This is a genomic window from Acinetobacter sp. YH01011 (genome assembly GCF_013420785.1).
GTDB lineage: Bacteria > Pseudomonadota > Gammaproteobacteria > Pseudomonadales > Moraxellaceae > Acinetobacter > Acinetobacter towneri.
This window is the reverse complement of the sequence record NZ_VOYG01000011.1, coordinates 108268-124352: the sequence shown is the minus strand read 5'-3', so window position 1 is coordinate 124352 and position 16085 is coordinate 108268. Positions and strand designations below refer to the sequence as shown.

At 40.8% G+C, this 16085-nt stretch carries 16 protein-coding genes and 3 tRNA genes; 10 read left to right on the top strand and 9 right to left on the bottom strand.

Annotated features, from left to right (window positions below):
• Window positions 1-371 precede the first annotated feature (371 nt).
• Window positions 372-683, top strand: coding sequence for a hypothetical protein (locus FTT78_RS09365; protein WP_004971456.1), 312 nt, complete (start codon window positions 372-374; stop codon window positions 681-683).
• Between the two features lie 76 nt (window positions 684-759).
• Here FTT78_RS09365 and FTT78_RS09360 read toward each other — a convergent pair whose 3' ends face one another.
• On the bottom strand, window positions 760-1632 hold the full coding sequence (locus FTT78_RS09360; RefSeq protein ID WP_096902520.1) for an ATP-binding protein: 873 nt from the start codon (window positions 1630-1632) through the stop codon (window positions 760-762).
• Window positions 1633-1817: 185 nt separating this feature from the next.
• On the opposite strand from FTT78_RS09360, the gene FTT78_RS09355 reads away from it, so the two are divergent.
• The 5 genes from FTT78_RS09355 (at window position 1818) to FTT78_RS09335 (ending at window position 4618) form a co-directional block, all read left to right on the top strand.
• Window positions 1818-3347, top strand: a complete 1530-nt coding sequence (locus FTT78_RS09355; RefSeq protein WP_180044096.1) for a DUF3336 domain-containing protein — start codon at window positions 1818-1820, stop codon at window positions 3345-3347.
• Window positions 3337-4188 carry a protein kinase gene (locus tag FTT78_RS09350; RefSeq protein WP_180044094.1) on the top strand — a complete coding sequence of 284 codons (852 nt, stop codon included), beginning with the start codon at window positions 3337-3339 and terminating at the stop codon, window positions 4186-4188. Before FTT78_RS09355 ends, FTT78_RS09350 begins: the two co-directional genes overlap by 11 nt.
• Window positions 4189-4305: 117 nt before the next feature.
• A tRNA-Leu gene (locus FTT78_RS09345) sits at window positions 4306-4390 on the top strand.
• A gap of 33 nt (window positions 4391-4423) precedes the next feature.
• Window positions 4424-4497: transfer RNA gene (locus tag FTT78_RS09340), tRNA-Trp, on the top strand.
• A 36-nt stretch (window positions 4498-4533) separates the two neighbouring features.
• Window positions 4534-4618 (top strand) — tRNA-Leu (locus FTT78_RS09335).
• A 244-nt stretch (window positions 4619-4862) separates the two neighbouring features.
• Here FTT78_RS09335 and FTT78_RS09330 read toward each other — a convergent pair.
• A complete protein-coding gene (locus FTT78_RS09330; protein ID WP_004971452.1) occupies window positions 4863-5066 on the bottom strand; it encodes a hypothetical protein in 204 nt (67 codons plus the stop codon).
• A 418-nt stretch (window positions 5067-5484) separates the two neighbouring features.
• Here FTT78_RS09330 and FTT78_RS09325 point away from each other — a divergent pair, with 418 nt between their 5' ends.
• Entirely contained in the window at window positions 5485-5757 is a 273-nt protein-coding gene (locus tag FTT78_RS09325) for a hypothetical protein (RefSeq protein WP_104851819.1), read from the top strand.
• Window positions 5758-5798: 41 nt separating this feature from the next.
• Here the strand turns inward: FTT78_RS09325 and gloB are convergent, their stop codons facing one another.
• Together gloB and FTT78_RS09315 are read right to left on the bottom strand one after the other, a co-directional pair.
• On the bottom strand, window positions 5799-6530 hold the full coding sequence (gene gloB, locus FTT78_RS09320) for a hydroxyacylglutathione hydrolase (RefSeq protein WP_131261331.1): 732 nt from the start codon (window positions 6528-6530) through the stop codon (window positions 5799-5801).
• A gap of 208 nt (window positions 6531-6738) precedes the next feature.
• A complete protein-coding gene (locus FTT78_RS09315; protein ID WP_004971448.1) occupies window positions 6739-7974 on the bottom strand; it encodes a pyridoxal phosphate-dependent aminotransferase in 1236 nt (411 codons plus the stop codon).
• Window positions 7975-8127: 153 nt separating this feature from the next.
• Between FTT78_RS09315 and msrB the strand changes: the two genes are divergently transcribed.
• Together msrB and FTT78_RS09305 are read left to right on the top strand one after the other, a co-directional pair.
• The gene (gene msrB, locus FTT78_RS09310; RefSeq protein WP_096902313.1) at window positions 8128-8547 is read left to right on the top strand and encodes a peptide-methionine (R)-S-oxide reductase MsrB; all 420 of its coding nucleotides are present in this window, start codon (window positions 8128-8130) and stop codon (window positions 8545-8547) included.
• A complete protein-coding gene (locus FTT78_RS09305; RefSeq protein ID WP_096902294.1) occupies window positions 8544-9023 on the top strand; it encodes a glutathione peroxidase in 480 nt (159 codons plus the stop codon). Before msrB ends, FTT78_RS09305 begins: the two co-directional genes overlap by 4 nt.
• A gap of 73 nt (window positions 9024-9096) precedes the next feature.
• On the opposite strand, the gene dapC is transcribed toward FTT78_RS09305, so the two are convergent.
• The 5 genes from dapC to FTT78_RS09280 form a co-directional block, all read right to left on the bottom strand.
• Window positions 9097-10266, bottom strand: coding sequence for a succinyldiaminopimelate transaminase (dapC, locus tag FTT78_RS09300; protein ID WP_004971444.1), 1170 nt, complete (start codon window positions 10264-10266; stop codon window positions 9097-9099).
• 20 nt (window positions 10267-10286) lie between these two features.
• The gene (glnD, locus tag FTT78_RS09295) at window positions 10287-12953 is read right to left on the bottom strand and encodes a [protein-PII] uridylyltransferase (protein WP_180008169.1); all 2667 of its coding nucleotides are present in this window, start codon (window positions 12951-12953) and stop codon (window positions 10287-10289) included.
• A gap of 27 nt (window positions 12954-12980) precedes the next feature.
• The gene (purT, locus tag FTT78_RS09290) at window positions 12981-14198 is read right to left on the bottom strand and encodes a formate-dependent phosphoribosylglycinamide formyltransferase (RefSeq protein WP_154320843.1); all 1218 of its coding nucleotides are present in this window, start codon (window positions 14196-14198) and stop codon (window positions 12981-12983) included.
• 181 nt (window positions 14199-14379) lie between these two features.
• Window positions 14380-14727, bottom strand: coding sequence for an L-valine transporter subunit YgaH (gene ygaH, locus FTT78_RS09285; protein WP_179989735.1), 348 nt, complete (start codon window positions 14725-14727; stop codon window positions 14380-14382).
• A complete protein-coding gene (locus FTT78_RS09280) occupies window positions 14724-15461 on the bottom strand; it encodes an AzlC family ABC transporter permease (protein WP_179989883.1) in 738 nt (245 codons plus the stop codon). Before FTT78_RS09280 ends, ygaH begins: the two co-directional genes overlap by 4 nt.
• A gap of 119 nt (window positions 15462-15580) precedes the next feature.
• Here FTT78_RS09280 and FTT78_RS09275 point away from each other — a divergent pair, with 119 nt between their 5' ends.
• The gene (locus tag FTT78_RS09275) at window positions 15581-16072 is read left to right on the top strand and encodes a hypothetical protein (protein WP_026438320.1); all 492 of its coding nucleotides are present in this window, start codon (window positions 15581-15583) and stop codon (window positions 16070-16072) included.
• Window positions 16073-16085 lie beyond the last annotated feature (13 nt).

Sequence of the window (16085 nt, the reverse complement as noted above, 5' to 3'; positions counted from 1 at the left end):
TCAACAATACAAAAAATTTCTGTAAAATCGTACATGGTAGTTAGAGCCTTTGGGTTGTGTCGTAACTTTCTAAATGGCTCTAACTACCTTTTTTTCAAGGGCTTTTCTTATCCGTAATTCGGGTTAATATAAGTATTTTTTAATAATTTTTCTGAAATTTTATAGTCATATTCTAACCCAAACTTTATTTCACGTATTGGTTTCAAATAGAACTTCTTTATTTTTTTTGTGCACTCATCCTACAATTTATAGAAATCCATAAAGTAGCTGACAGCAGTATTTAAATCTGTGAATCCTGTCCAATTGTTGTGTTTTCAACTTTAAACTATGATTTTTGGTAGATATTTAATATAAAACCAATTGAGATAAACATGCGATTTAAAAATACATTTTGCATTATTTGTGTGATGGGGATGATGGTATTGACCGCTTGCGAGGGCGCTGAGTCAATACAGCAAAATATAAATAGTACAGAAAATCAGCCGAGTTCAGTGACAGCCCAACAGGTCGAAGTACCGACTCGTTTGACTACTGCAGCAACTCATCCTTCGGCTATCACACCTGAAGCGACAGCACCGCAAGAAGTATATGTAGGAGAGCCGACTGTGGCAGAAATGCAGGCGCATGGCGAAGAATTTTATAAAGACACATTGGCACGGATTGCTGCAGAACAAGGTCAGTAGTCGCTCAGTCATTTAGCGCGTTTAAATAGAGTGGGTTGCTGACTATCTTCTATATGCAAACAACCCATTAAAATATTTAAAGTGCTTTAAGTTGCTGCGAGCCAATCCAGTGTTTAGAAAATTGATAGGCAGCACGCCCTGAACGCTGTCCACGTGCCTGACACCATCTTAATGCTTCTGCACGTACTTCGGCAGTCATTGGCATTTCGGCTTTGTGTAAATAATGCTCCACAATTTCTAAATATAGATTTTGATCCATTGGATAAAACGACAGCCATAGACCAAAGCGATCAGACAGTGAAATTTTCTCTTCAATTGCTTCTTGAGGATGCAACTCAGTATATTGCGGTACATCTACACGAGTGACAGGTGTATTTTCATGCATAAATTCAGGTAATAGATGACGTCTGTTACTGGTTGCATAAATAATAAAATTACTGGAACCTGATTGTAATGAACCGTCTAAAACACTTTTTAAACTACGATAATTTTCATCTTCTGCGTTAAAAGCTAAATCATCACAGTAGACAATAAATTTTTCAGGACGATGCTGAATGATTTTTTGAATTTCTGGCAATTCAGACAAATCATCGCGTTCAATTTCAATTAAACGTAATCCTTGATTGGCATACTCGGTCAATAGGGCACGTACAATAGATGATTTTCCCGTACCGCGTGAGCCTGTAAGTAACACATCATTGGCAGGTAAGCCATTTAAAAACTGCAAGGTGTTTTGAATGACTTTTTCTTTTTGCTTTTCGATGCCTTTTAAATCATCTAAATCAATTTTTCTTGGTTGTTGAATCGCTATCAATTGTCGATCTTGCCATTTGAATGCGATGGCGGAAAAGTCGGTTTCTTGTTTTAAAGCAGGTAAACTTTGCTGTAGTTGTTGGAGTACATGAGAAAGTGATAATAAGATGTTGTCGGGTAAATCTAGGTTTGCCATGATAATTCAGCTTAAAAAATGCAGATCAGATTGCTACACTTTAAGACTAGCGCAATTGACCTAGATTTGACAATCAAAGTGTGAATCGAGTCATTGACGCGTATTACAATTTTTTAGATATTGTTGTGTATAGTAGGCATAGGCAAGCGTAGTGCTGCGAATAAACCAACGGATTGAGGAATGCTATGTTATTTAAAGATTTCACCGAAGATGTTAATCCGCATCAAGCCTATCGCATAAAAAAACTCAAGCGCCAAATTCAAAATGCCGAATCGTATGAAGAATGGAAAAGTATTGCCATTCGTATAGATGAAGACACTGGTGCGCAAGAATGGAAATATGACAACAGTTCGCCATATTTTGATGCGGAAATTATCTCGCATCGTTTAAATTTATTACGCCGTTATCGCACCACCGAACGCAGTCACGATTTAATTTATATTTTGCGTGAAGGTTTAACTTTTGACATCGCCAATATTGCCCATCCGATGTTGTTTACTGCAACCTATGTGGGTACTAAAAAAATTATTGAAGATTATGTGGATGAAGTCAGTAAAAGTTTGGCTTTTGTCGCTTCAGATGAATGTCAGGCTTTAACCAAAGTAGAAAAAATAGAGTTTTTTCAGCAATGCCAAACTGCATACGGACAACCTGCCTTGATGTTCTCTGGTGGGGCAACGCTAGGTTTGTTTCATACTGGTGTTTGTAAGGCCTTACTTGAACAGGATTTAATGCCTAAAGTGCTGTCGGGTTCGAGCGCGGGTGCAATAATGACTGCAATGCTAGGCATCGCAAAACCTGAAGAAGTACAGCATATTTTGGGTGGTGAGTCATTTTTCCACGAAGCATTTCAGTTTAGACAAATGCGCGAAATTCTTAAAGGCAATGGTGGAATTGCCGATGTGCATTATTTAAAAAAATTCCTGATCAAAAACTTGGGCGATACCACGTTTGAAGAAGCTTTTCAAAAATCAGGTTTGCATATTAATGTGGCGGTTGCGCCTTATGATGCATCGCAAGACTCACGCATTATGAACAGCTTCACTGCGCCAGATTTGTTGGTTTGGAGTGCGGTGTTGGCCTCGTGTGCTGTGCCAATTTTATTTCCACCAGTACGTTTAACCAACAAGCGTTATGATGGCGAACACACTCCATATATGGGTAAAACCCGTTGGGTGGATGGCAGTGTGCGTAGCGATTTCCCACAGGAAAAAATGGCACGTTTGTATAATATTAACTACACCATCGCCAGTCAGGTCAATCCGCATGTAGTGCCTTTTATGCAGGATGATATTAAGCGTTATCGTAAAGATATGCTGAGTTGGCCAGAACGGATTATTCGTCGTCAGGGCAAAGTCATTAGTCGTGGGGTAATGGATTTTGTACGTGAGCGCGCAGGAGCTGTACCGCCAGTGCGTCGTTTGCTAGATCATGGCTATGGCATTGTCGATCAACGCTATTATGGTGATGTGAATATTGTAGGAAGCTATAACCTGCGTCATTACAGCTATATGTTGCAAAACCCGAAACCACATTTATTTAAAATTTTACAGCGTGAAGGCGAGCGTGCGACTTGGCCGAAAATTTCATCAATTGAAACGCATGCACGTGTCGGTAAAACTTTGCAACATTGCTTAGAGTTATTAAATGTACCACAAATAGAGGTATCCACCGAAGTCGCAGCAGAAATGCGCACTGGCGCAAGTGTTGTTTAATGTTTTAAATTTGGATGTTCAACAGTTAGATACTGCGCAGTTCGAGCTGCGCAGTAAAGCGCAAAGTTTGCAATATGGTCGGCATATCTATCGTTTTGAACATCAAGGGCAGTTTTATTGGCTGAAAGCCCAACAACAAGGTGTTCATGCGACAGTAGAGCAGGGTTTTGCACAAGAATGGGACTTTTATAAACAGTACGCGCAATCATCATATTTATCTTTTTTATTGCCATGTGAATTGATGGATGCTGCACCCATTCATATTCAGTCGCAGGGTAATTCACATGACATTTCATCGCATTATTCACAGGTCTATTCACGTGCTTTAATTTTACCTGAAGCGCAAGCTGTTTTTGTGATGGGTAATTTACCTGAATATACAGAAGCGATTAAACACATATTTTTGCGTGTCTTTGAAGCAGTGGAAGCATTACATCAATTAGGTTGGATTCATGCTGACTTAAAAGCTGAACATATTGTGCAGTTGGATGGGCAAATCAAACTGTTAGATTTTGAGCAAGTACAGCAAATTGCAGATATTCAATGTCAGGGGATGACTGCAACGCCACGTTATATGGCACCAGAATTATTTCACGGACAGCTCAAAACTGCACAAAGTGATATTTATGCTTTAGGCATTATTTTTTATGAATGGTTAACGCAACAACGCTTGCAGGCAAATAGTTACCACGATTGGGCGTATTTACATTGTCAAAGATTGCATATCCAACTTTCTACGCATCTACAAGCATTTTTACCACTGCTGAATCACATGTTGGCAAAGTCCTATTCGCAGCGTGCAACGAGTATTGCAGAGTTGAAATTATGGCTTAGTGGCTGAATATGCTTAAGAAAAAATCAAAAAATAGTTTTTTGTTTTTTATTTAAACAGTCATTGTGCTTTTTTATAAAAAAGGCTTGTCATCAGGAAGTGATCTCTATAATATACACAGCCATCGGGGACGTGGCGAAATTGGTAGACGCACTGGATTTAGGTTCCAGCGCCGCGAGGTGTGAGAGTTCGAGTCTCTCCGTCCCCACCACTTAAATATCAAGTCAGCTTGATTTTAAGTTACAGAGGATTGGTGTAATGGTAGCATGACGGTCTCCAAAACCGTTCGTCAAGGTTCGAATCCTTGATCCTCTGCCAAATTAAAATCCAACAACTCAGTTGGTACCCGATGTTGGGGACGTGGCGAAATTGGTAGACGCACTGGATTTAGGTTCCAGCGCCGCGAGGTGTGAGAGTTCGAGTCTCTCCGTCCCCACCATACATTAAAGAGCAAGGCAATGACCTTGCTTTTTTATTGCCTGTTATTTTAGCTTTAAATCATTGCATCTCTTTGACAAGGCTTAGATGTATTTTAAGATTTAAAGTTCAGTATAAAAAAAAGCCCATAAACAGGTTATGGGCAAGATCATCTTTAAGTGTTGATGAAATACGATTTGAATTTTTATTTTTGCATCCTATCAAGTTCAACCGTTATCGCATACTTATCTATATTGTATAAGTACTTATGCTTTTAAATGGTCTTCAAATTCCTCGCCTAATTTCATTGCTAAAGCATTACCAGAAAGCTCGCAAGTGACCAAACCATATTCTTTTTGAAAGCTAAATGTGAAACCGTGACCATCCGCCAAATTTTTGACTGAATAACCTAATTTTTCTAACCAAATACGAAACGCAATTAAATTTTTTGCTTTAACAACTTTTTTCACGAGAGAACTCCTATCCATTTATTTAATTATTAATAGGGATATTTCTTGAATTTTTAAAGGGCAGAAATGTATTTCTTTGACATTTTTTTCACTGATTTTTAGAAATCTAAAGTCCTTTTAAGCAATTAGAATATTTTAAAAGAATTATTTATTTGTAAATTATTGATATTTATTATTTTAACTGAGGTGGCGTAATTAATTTTAAGGTCTTAGATATATTGCCAAAAGATGACTTAGAAATATTTTGTTAATGATTTTTAGTTTTAGGCTGTATTTATTTTCAGCATGAACATATGGGGATTATCCATTTTTCATGCAAAGCTTTAATTTAGCGCAATGCATATCAGTGTGGAGCATGTCGGCACCAAATGGACATTAGCTTATACTATGGTTGAGTTTGAAGATTTGGAAAATAAACATGACTGCACAAACAATCCAACAGCAGGCTGAGTACATAGTGAAGCAGATGCAAAATCAAGGGCTAGAGCCTTTTGCTGTGATGCTTGGGCATGAAGATTGGTTACTGTTTTCCTCGCAATCCAAAGTGGCTTATACGCCTTTTGGCAGCGCACGCCGTTATCAGCCTGCATTGTCCAATTTACTTTTGGTGCGGGTCGATGAAATGAATGCTGTGCGTGTGGTGACGCAAACTCAATTAGATGAGTTTGCTGCCAGTAATCAGATTTTATAATCCGAGAGAAATATCAGATGCTTTATGATCAAAGCATCAATTTAAAAGTTGTCTTTGAGTTCACGTAATTTCTGAAATTCTTCGACACTTTCGGCTCTTAAAAATGGATTGGTTTCCAGTTCTAGTTCGATGCTGCTTGGCAAAGTGGGTTGATTAAGCATGCGTAAACTTTCAATTTGTTGATAACGCTCTTGAATGGCAACATTGTCGGGTTCTACATGCAGTGCAAATTGTGCATTCGCCAATGTATATTCATGGGTGCAATATACTCGGGTACGCGGAGGCAGCGCTGCCAAGCGGTTTAAAGATTGATACATTTGCAAATATGTACCTTCAAAAACACGCCCACAGCCCATCGCAAATAAAGTGTCGCCACAGAACAATACATCCAACGCATCTATAAAATACACAATATGCCCCAAGGTATGTCCCGGAACGGCAATAACATCGACCTGTAAATCATGAAAATTGATATGGTCTTGGTTTTGTAAAGGATGCGTGATAAACGGAATTTTGCTCAATTCTTCACGTGGCCCATAAACAGGTAAATTACGTTCTGCAATGAGTTCAGGCACACCGCCAATATGATCTTGATGCCAATGCGTCAACCAAATTTGCGCGATCTCTAAACCATGATTTTGGCAAAAATCTTCAACAGGTTTGGCATCGGTAGGGTCAACCACCACCACTTGTTTGCTGGCACAATGTTCAAGCAACCAAATATAGTTTTGTGATGGTTTTTGCGCATCAATAAGATGGACTTGGTAGTGCATGCTCAATTCCTGAAACTTAATCGCTTGTGGCTATTACAGCATGCTTTTGCGGGCGTGTAAAAGTGTATCCCCAAGTGTCAGGTTATCGCTTTGCTGTGTTACTGCTTGATGATGGACCAGAGATGTAAAGATAAAATAGAAATAAATTAAAATCCATAAAAAATGCCGTAATTAACACGGCATTTTAAAAGAGAGATTCGGTTTGATCTTAGCGGATTTTTGCCAAGAAACGACCTAAACGTGTCATTGCTTCACGTAATTCATTTTCTGCAGGCAAGAACACTACGCGGAAATGATCAGGCGTTGGCCAGTTAAAACCTGTACCTTGAACCAATAAAACTTTTTCTGCTTTGAGTAAATCGAGCATTAACTTTTCGTCATCTTCAATTGGATAGACGTTTGGATCAAGTTTCGGGAAGCAATACATTGCACCCTCAGGTTTGACACAAGACACGCCAGGAATGTCGTTCAGCATTTCCCATGCAATGTTACGTTGTTCGTATAAACGACCACCCGGACGAATCAAGTCATTGATAGACTGATAACCACCCAATGCTGTTTGAATCGCGTACTGCGCCTGATGGTTGGCACACAAGCGCATAGACGCCAACATGTCTAAACCTTCAATGTAGTCTGCAGCGCGTGATTTATCGCCTGTAATCGCCATCCAGCCTGAACGGAAGCCCGCAATGCGATACGATTTAGACAAGCCATTAAATGAGATACAGAGTTGATCACCCGCTAAAGCTGCAACCGCAACATGCTCAATGCCGTCATAAATAATTTTGTCGTAAATCTCATCGGCAAATAAAATTAAGTCATATTTTTTTGCCAATGCTACAATTTGTTCCAACACATGACGTGGATAAACCGCACCCGTTGGGTTATTCGGGTTAATAATGACAATACCGCGCGTATTTGGCGTGATTTTGCTTTCCATATCGGCAATGTCTGGATACCAAAAGTTTTCTTCATCACATTTGTAGTGAATAGCAGTACCGCCCGATAAATTCACTGCCGCAGTCCAAAGCGGGTAGTCAGGCATTGGTACCAGCATTTCATCGCCATCGTCCAACAAGCCTTGCATCGCCATAACAATCAGTTCAGACACGCCGTTGCCTATATACACATCATTGACATGCATATCGAAAATGCCTTTTTGCTGATAGTACTGACAAATCGCTTTACGCGCAGGGAAAATCCCTTTGGAGTCGGTATAACCAATCGCATTAGGCAAATTCAATGCGACATCATTAATAATTTCCTGTGGCGCTTCAAAACCGAATGGGGCAGGGTTGCCAATATTCAGTTTAATAATTTTATGACCGGCCTCTTCCATTTCATTGGCCGCTCGTAACACAGGTCCGCGAATGTCGTAGCATACATGCTCAAGTTTTGATGATTTTTTTATTTCGCGCGGAGTCGTGTTACCTAGTACGGACATAGTTCCATCCAATGATTAGAAGATAAATAAATTATAGATTACTGAAATATCACAATCTATGCTGAAATTTAGCTAGATATTTTGCAAGGTCTAGCGTAAAAATGGAAGTACTGAAGCATGACACTGAATGTCAAAGATTTAAAGGAGTTAGTGATGGGAAAACTCAATAAAACAGACCGAGAATGGCAAAGAGAGTTATCACCAGAGGAATTTCGGATTACACGTCAAAAAGGCACGGAGCCTGCTTTTACGGGGAGATATTGGAATACTAAACAAGAGGGGATTTATACCTGTCGTTGTTGCGGTACAGCGCTATTCTCATCTGAAACAAAATATGACAGCGGTAGCGGTTGGCCAAGTTTCTATCGTCCAATCCAGCCTGGGGTGATTGAAGAACATCAGGATGGTTCGCACGGCATGCAGCGTACTGAGATTGTTTGTCATCATTGTGACGCACATTTAGGGCATGTTTTTGATGATGGTCCACAGCCAACAGGATTGCGCTATTGTGTCAATTCGGCTTCTTTAGAACTCAAAACACAAGAAAAAAATGATGAGGGAAATTATCCATGACCAACATTTATCAGTTTGAAGCTGAGTTGTTAGATGGACAAAATAAAGCCTTTAGCGATTATGAAGGGAAGGTTTTGTTGATTGTAAATACAGCCAGCAAGTGTGGTTTTACGCCTCAATTTGCGGGTTTGGAAAAGTTATACCAACAATATAAAGACCAAGGTCTGGAAGTTTTGGGCTTTCCGTGCAATCAGTTTGGTGGGCAAGATCCAGGCTCCAATGAGCAAATTGGGAGCTTCTGCCAAAAAAACTATGGTGTCAGTTTTCCAATGTTTAGCAAAATTGATGTGAAAGGTCCTGAAGCACATGCGATTTTCCGTTACCTGACCAATAACAGTAAAGGTATTTTGGGCAACGGAATTAAATGGAATTTCACCAAGTTTTTAATTGGCAAAGATGGCAAGGTGTTGAACCGTTTTGCTCCGACCACAAAACCTGAAGATTTGCAGGCGGAAATTGAAAAGGCTTTACGATAAAGGCTTGCGCTTGTGCAAGTAAGATAATTAAGGCGATCAGATGATCGCCTTAAATTTAATTGAAATCATTAACTTATAAAATCGCTTTAAGACGTTGAATTACTTGTTCACATTGCGCCAAATCTGCAACCAAAGCTAAGCGAACATGGTTTTCACCCGGGTTACCTTGTGCGGTTTCACGAGATAAATACCGACCTGGCAGCACTTTAATATGGGCTTTTTCCATCAATATTTTGGCAAAATTTTCATCATGGTCGACTTTGAGCCAGTAATAAAAACCTGCATCTGGTTTTTTTAATGGCAGTAAATGCCCAAGTTCCGTTTGGAATAATTCAAACTTGGCGCGATATTGTTGACGATTATCTTCAACGTGCTGTTCATCATCCCAAGCTGCAATAGATGCCAATTGATGTTGTACAGGCATTGCCGCACCATGATAGGTACGATATTGCAAATAAGGTTTTAATAAGTTGGCATCGCCCGCAACAAAGCCTGAACGCATGCCGGGTAAGTTTGAGCGTTTAGACAAAGAATGGAATACGATGCAGTTTTTGTAGTCATCGCGTCCAAGTTCGGCACAGACTTCCAGTAAACCTGTAGGCGCTTGGTCAAACCATAATTCTGAATAACATTCATCAGATGCAATGACAAAATTATATTGATCTGACAGGGCAATCAGCTTTTTAAATTGTTCTTTTGAAAGGACAGCACCCGTTGGATTTCCCGGTGTACAGACAAATAATAAAGCAGTTTTTTCCCAGACTTTTGCAGGTACAGCATCAAAATCACCCAAGTAATTATTGTCTTCGGTGCAATTGATGAAATAGGGTTGAGCACCTGCCAATAAAGTTGCCCCTTCATAAATTTGATAAAACGGATTGGGCATCACTACATAAGGCGCATCTTCACGTCGAATCAAGGCTTGTACAAAGGAAAAAATCGCTTCACGTGTACCTGAAACGGGGAGAACTTGAGTGTCTGGGTTAACTTGTTTTAAATGAAAGCGTTGTGTCAGCCAATGGGCAATGCTGTGACGTAATTCAGGCAGACCTTTGCTGTTCGGATAAGTCGATAAATGCTGAAAATTATCAATAATGGCTTGTTTGACAAATTTAGGTGCAGGATGTTTAGGTTCACCAATAGACAGTGGAATTAACGGCAAATTTGCAGGTTGTACGTCCTGAAATAGTTTGTTTAGCTTTTCAAAAGGGTAAGGATGTAATAAGGACAAACTTGAGTTCATGGATGTTCCGTAAATTGAAGTTAATGTTGACCACAGACCTGATTAGAGGCCTCATCTAAAGCAGCTTTGAGCTGGATTGCAAAGGTATCTGCTTCAGACTTTGTCATTGGGTTGCCATCTTTTTTGGTGACGAAGAAAATATCTTCGGCACGTTCGCCCAGGGTGGCAATTTTGGCGGAGTGAATATCTAAGCCTTGCATCATAAACAAGCCGCCAATTTTGGCGAGTAACCCGGGATGATCTAGTGTGGCAATTTCGACCATGTTTTGATTCAGCGCTGCATTGAAAGTCACTTCTACTGTATTTTCAATGTCAAAATGACGTAATTGACGCGGAATGCGGCGTTGCATCAGACCCGGATATTTATCTGACTGGCTCAAGGCATTCACTAAAGCCTCAATCACCATTTCTTCACGTTCAGGGTCTGTTAAGAGTGTGCCAAAACGGTCTAAGACCACGTAAGTATCCAAACTAAAGGCTTTGGTCGCAGTAATAATTCGTGCATCCTGAACGTCAAGGTTCATGCGGTCTAAAATAGCGACAGTTGTGGCAAATAGGTTGGGTTGGTCTTGCGTGTAAATAAAGATTTGTACTGCGTCTTGTGCTGATTTTCGGTGCGCGCGCATGAGCACTAATGGTGCAGGATTATCGCCATGCTCCAAAATCGCGCGGGTATGCCATGCAATTTCATCGGCAGATTCTTTAATAAAGTATTCATCGCCCAGTTCTTGCCAGACTTTTTCAACAGCACTGAGTTCAAAATCTTTAACCAGTAACTCGCTTGCCGCAAATTTGGTGTCTTCAATCAGCATTTGATAATCGACGGGACGCCCAAGTCCTGAGCGAATGACATCACGCGCTTGCGTATAAAGTTGGCGCATTAAGGATGCACGCCATGAGTTCCAGAGTGTTGGATTAGTCGCATTAATATCAGCAACCGTTAAGGTATAGAGATAATCTAAATGCTCCATATCTCCCATTTTTTCAGCAAATTCCTTGACCACATCGGGGTCAGAAATATCTTTTTTCTGTGCTGTGACTGACATCAACAAGTGATTTTTGACTAACCATGCCACAAGGTTACATTCACGTTCAGTAAATCCGTGTTTACGGCAAAACTCAATCGCATCTACCGCACCAAGTTCACTGTGATCACCACGACGACCTTTAGCAATATCATGGAAAATCGCAGCCAAATAAATAATGTCACGACGGGCTAAACGCTGAAATACCGAACTGACCACAGGAAAATCTTTCGCGAATTCAGGTTCTTTGAAGCGGCTTAAATTGCGGAGTAATAGTAAAATGTGCGCATCGACTGTATAAATATGGAATAAGTCGTATTGCATTAAACCTGTAATTTGACCAAAAGCGGGGATGTAATTGCCCAATACACCTAAGCGTTTCATAGTCACCAAGGTATTATACAAGCGGTGCGGTGAGCGCAAAATTGCCATAAACAGCGCTTGATGCGTTGGATCATCACGGAAACTTTGGTCAATACGCTTGGCTGCAAGTGTCAGCAGGCGCAGTGTTCGTGCGCGAATTCCTTCAATTTCAGGACGATTGGCCAATAAATAGAAAATTTCTAAAATTGCGCTTGGTTTTTCTGAGAAAATTTTGTGGTGCTGCACGGCAAGTTTGCCATCGACCAGTTTAAAATTTTCATTAATTTCTTCAATGTTACGTTCATAATTAGGCAAACGCGGGGTAATGACCGACTCATTAAAATAGGCCAGCAACATTTCATTTAAAGTGGAAACTTGCTGTGCAGAGCGATAATAACGCTTCATAAATTGTTCAATCGGGTAATTTTGCGGTTTACCTTCTTCTCGAACATAGCCAAAAGTTGCTGCAATATCTCGTTGATAATCAAACAATAAACGGTTTTCATCACGTTTGGTTAAACGATGGAGATGATGACGGATTTCCCATAAAAAGCTTTCGGCTTCTTCGAGTACACCCAATTCAAATTCTGAAATAAAACCTAAATGCACCAAGTCGTAAATACGATTGACGCGAAAATGGCGTTTGGCAATCCAGCCAATTTGGTTGATGTCACGAATACCGCCCGGAGCATTTTTAATATCGGGTTCTAAATTACTTTCGGTGTCATTGTGCTGCGCGTAACGCTTGCTTTGCTCCTCCATTTTGGCATCAAAAAAGGTTTTATCTGTCCAAGTCTGCGAAACAATACGACGCGGCCATTTGGCAAGCTGCTGATTTCCTGTAATTAAACGCGCTTCAATCAAGGCAGTTGCAACAGTTAAATCACTGGTTGCCTGAATCACACAGTCTTGAATAGTCCGCACGCTGGTGGCAGGTTTGAAGTTGCCAACATCCCATAAAGACGAAATAAAGGTCGAAATAAGTTGTTCTTGTTCTGCTGTAATTGCATCTTCCGATAACACCATAATATCGACATCTGAATAGGGCAGCATTTCTTTGCGCCCATAGCCACCTACCGCAAATAGGCTTAAATCGGTTTTGTCTAATTCAGCATGTTGCCATAAGAAAGTGAGCGCTTCATCAATCAGGTTAGAACGCGCCAAAATCACTTCACGAATGGATTGTCCATTTTCAAAACATTGTTGTAGCTGATTTTCGACATCGGTGCGCCATTGGTTAATGGCCTGAATGTCATGGTTGCTTTTTACATAATTCAGCAAGGGTAATGTAATGATCATGGACAATTCCGTTATGCAATGACGAGCTTAATTTTGATTTTCGTTTAAATGTACGCGAACAGTGTCCGCAGTATGCTGAGCTAGCTCACGCGCTTGCTCTGTGGTTTCTGCTCGTGCAGTGGCAACGCCCATACGACGACGTTCAAAACCTTCAGGTTTGCCAAATAAACGTAAATCTGTATCGGGATGTGCTAATGCAAGATTCAGGCCAGAAAATGAAAGATTTGTTGCATCGACACCTGCATAAATCACTGCACTGGCTGCAACGCTATGGCGTGTGGTATTGACAGGTAAGCCTAAAATCGCGCGGGCATGTAATTCGAATTCACTTTGGAATTGTGAAGCCAATGTCACCAAACCTGTGTCGTGTGGACGTGGAGAGACTTCACTGAACCAGACTTTATCGCCTTTCACAAACAGCTCTACACCAAAAATACCGCAACCACCTAAGGCAGTAGTCACTTTGTGTGCAATTCGTTTGGCTTCAGTCAAGGCAGCATCACTCATGGCTTGAGGTTGCCAGCTTTCTACATAGTCGCCTGCATCTTGACGGTGACCAATTGGGTCGCAATATGAAGTTTCGATCGCACCAGTTTCTGGGTTTTTAGCACGTACGGTTAATAAGGTAATTTCAAAATCGAAGTCAATTTGTGATTCAACAATCACAGTGCCTTGATTGACGCGCCCGCCAGTCTGGGCATATTCCCAAGCTGCATCAACTTCATCAAAGCAGGTGACACGCGATTGTCCCTTGCCTGAAGATGACATCACAGGCTTCACAAAGTTTGGATAACCAATGTCATCACATGCAGCGCGGAAAGATTCGAGAGAATTGGCAAAGCGATAAGCGGATGTCGGCAAACCTAATTCTTCTGCAGCCAAACGACGAATGCCTTCACGGTTCATGGTCAAATTTACCGCTTTGGCAGATGGAATCACTGTTGCAATATTTTGCGCTTCAATTTCAAGTAAAACTGATGTCGCAATGGCCTCAATTTCAGGCACAATTAAATTGGGTTGAATTTTTTCAATCAGTTGTTTTAATTCTGTGGCATCTGCCATGTTTAAAGTATAAGCATAATGTGCGACTTGCATGGCTGGCGCATGGTCGTAGCGATCGGCGGCATGTACTTCTACGCCTAAGCGTTGCAGTGAAATTACCACCTCTTTACCGAGTTCCCCTGAACCCAATAGCAAAACTTTAAAAGCAGAAGATTGAAGGGGAGTACCAATGGTCACGCTCATGTGAATCGTCCTTGCTAAAGTGGGCTTTTAGCATAGCAGAACTGTTCCATGAGTTAAGCCCTGTTTGCAACAAAATCATGATTTTGTCATCTACTTATATTGCATTCAGTGCTTTAAAGCAGTTAAGGCTGAATCCTGAAATAGATCATTTGGACGATTCAACCTCTAAATTTCAGCAACATTAGAACGAAAATGGCACATAAGTATAAATTAAACCATAGGTGATGGCTGCGGTAAGCGTTGCAGGTACGATTTTCTTAAACTTAAAATACAAACCTGTGAGCACTAAAAAGCCAATCAACATCGCAAAACTTTTATTGGGTGTTTCAAGCAAAGGTGGCAAGGTTGCAACCACGAGCATAGAGCTAATTGCGGCTATACCAATGCTGCCCAAAGCGATTTTAAGCCATAAAGCACCACGTTGCTGTGAGCCTTGTTGAAACTTTTGAATCACAAAAAATGGCCCAAAACGTGAGGCGAAGTTTGCGATACCGACTATAATACCGACCAAAATAATTTCTAAACTCATGATTTTGATCCTGTATGTTCAGGGTCGGGTTGTTTTAAAACATAGTGTTTAAATAATCCCGCCAAAATACCTGAAGAAATCCCAATAAAAATTGCAGCAGATAAGTCAATAAAATAACAAGCTACGGCAGATACTAGAATGGTGATTCCCACGACAAAGGTGTGTTTCTTTTCAAATGCTGCCAATAAGAAGCTAAGAAATAAAGCGGGCAATAAAAAGTCGAGCGCCGCTTGCAAAAACTGTGGCATTTTAGTGACTTGATCGGCAAATAATCCGCCTAACAAAGAGCCTAATGCCCAAGACAACCAACTAAATAAACTCAGTCCAAGCATCCATGATTCAGACCATTCCTGACGGCGCTGTGACAGTTTAATCATGCCTGAGGCAAAAACTTCATCGGTCAGACCCCATGACCAAATTGCAGTTTTTTTGAGGTTTAAACGATCTTGAATCAGGTTTTGTAAGGCTGGGCCGTAAAGTAAATGTCGAATATCCAAGGCGATTACCGTTAATGCGGTCATCCAGATTGAAGTTCCACTGCCCAATAAGGCAACGACTAAAAATTGACTCGCCCCTGCATACATCGAGCAAGATAAAAATAAGGCTTCCCATGCGCTAAAGCCGAATTGAGTTGCAGAAACACCAAAAGCAAAAGAAACAGGCAGATAGGTGAAAATAATCGCCTGACTATCTTTTGCACCTTGCCAAAAACTTGCTGCGGGCGCAGTTTGAATATTGTGTACGGACACGACACACCTTGTGGGAGAAAGTTGAACGATGGGTCAAATGAAGATTGTGTATTATACTTGAATTCATTAGCATGATGCCGAATTGTTTGTATGGGCGAACCGATATGTTGAAATTGAAAACACCTGTAATCCTGCTTGCTTCAATGTTATGCAGTAGCCTGTTATTGCAAGCGTGTAGCAATGACAACAACCCGCAAAAAACAGTAGAAATTAAGCCTGCGCCAAAACTCACCAATGATGCGACTGTGTATGCGCAAGCCGCGTGGGAATTAATGAATGAAGTTGAGCCGTACGTGTATCGTAAACAGCGTAACTTAATTGAAGATAAAGTCCGCAAACCTGCCCGTAAATTAAGTACCGACTGGCGTATTAATGTCAAAATGACCGACTCTGTAACGGAAGGGAAATATGCGCTGTGTCGTAAGGCCTTGACCAGTTTGGAAATTTGGGCACGTGCGACGATTGACAGTTCAAGCAGTCTTGCACAAAAACAAGCCGATTATGAACGTGATAAAAAACAATGTGCCGATGCTTTGGCGCATCCTGAATTGGGTAATACCGACCCGAAACAAAAGGGCAATGTGGTGCAGTCTTAGTTGAGATTATTTT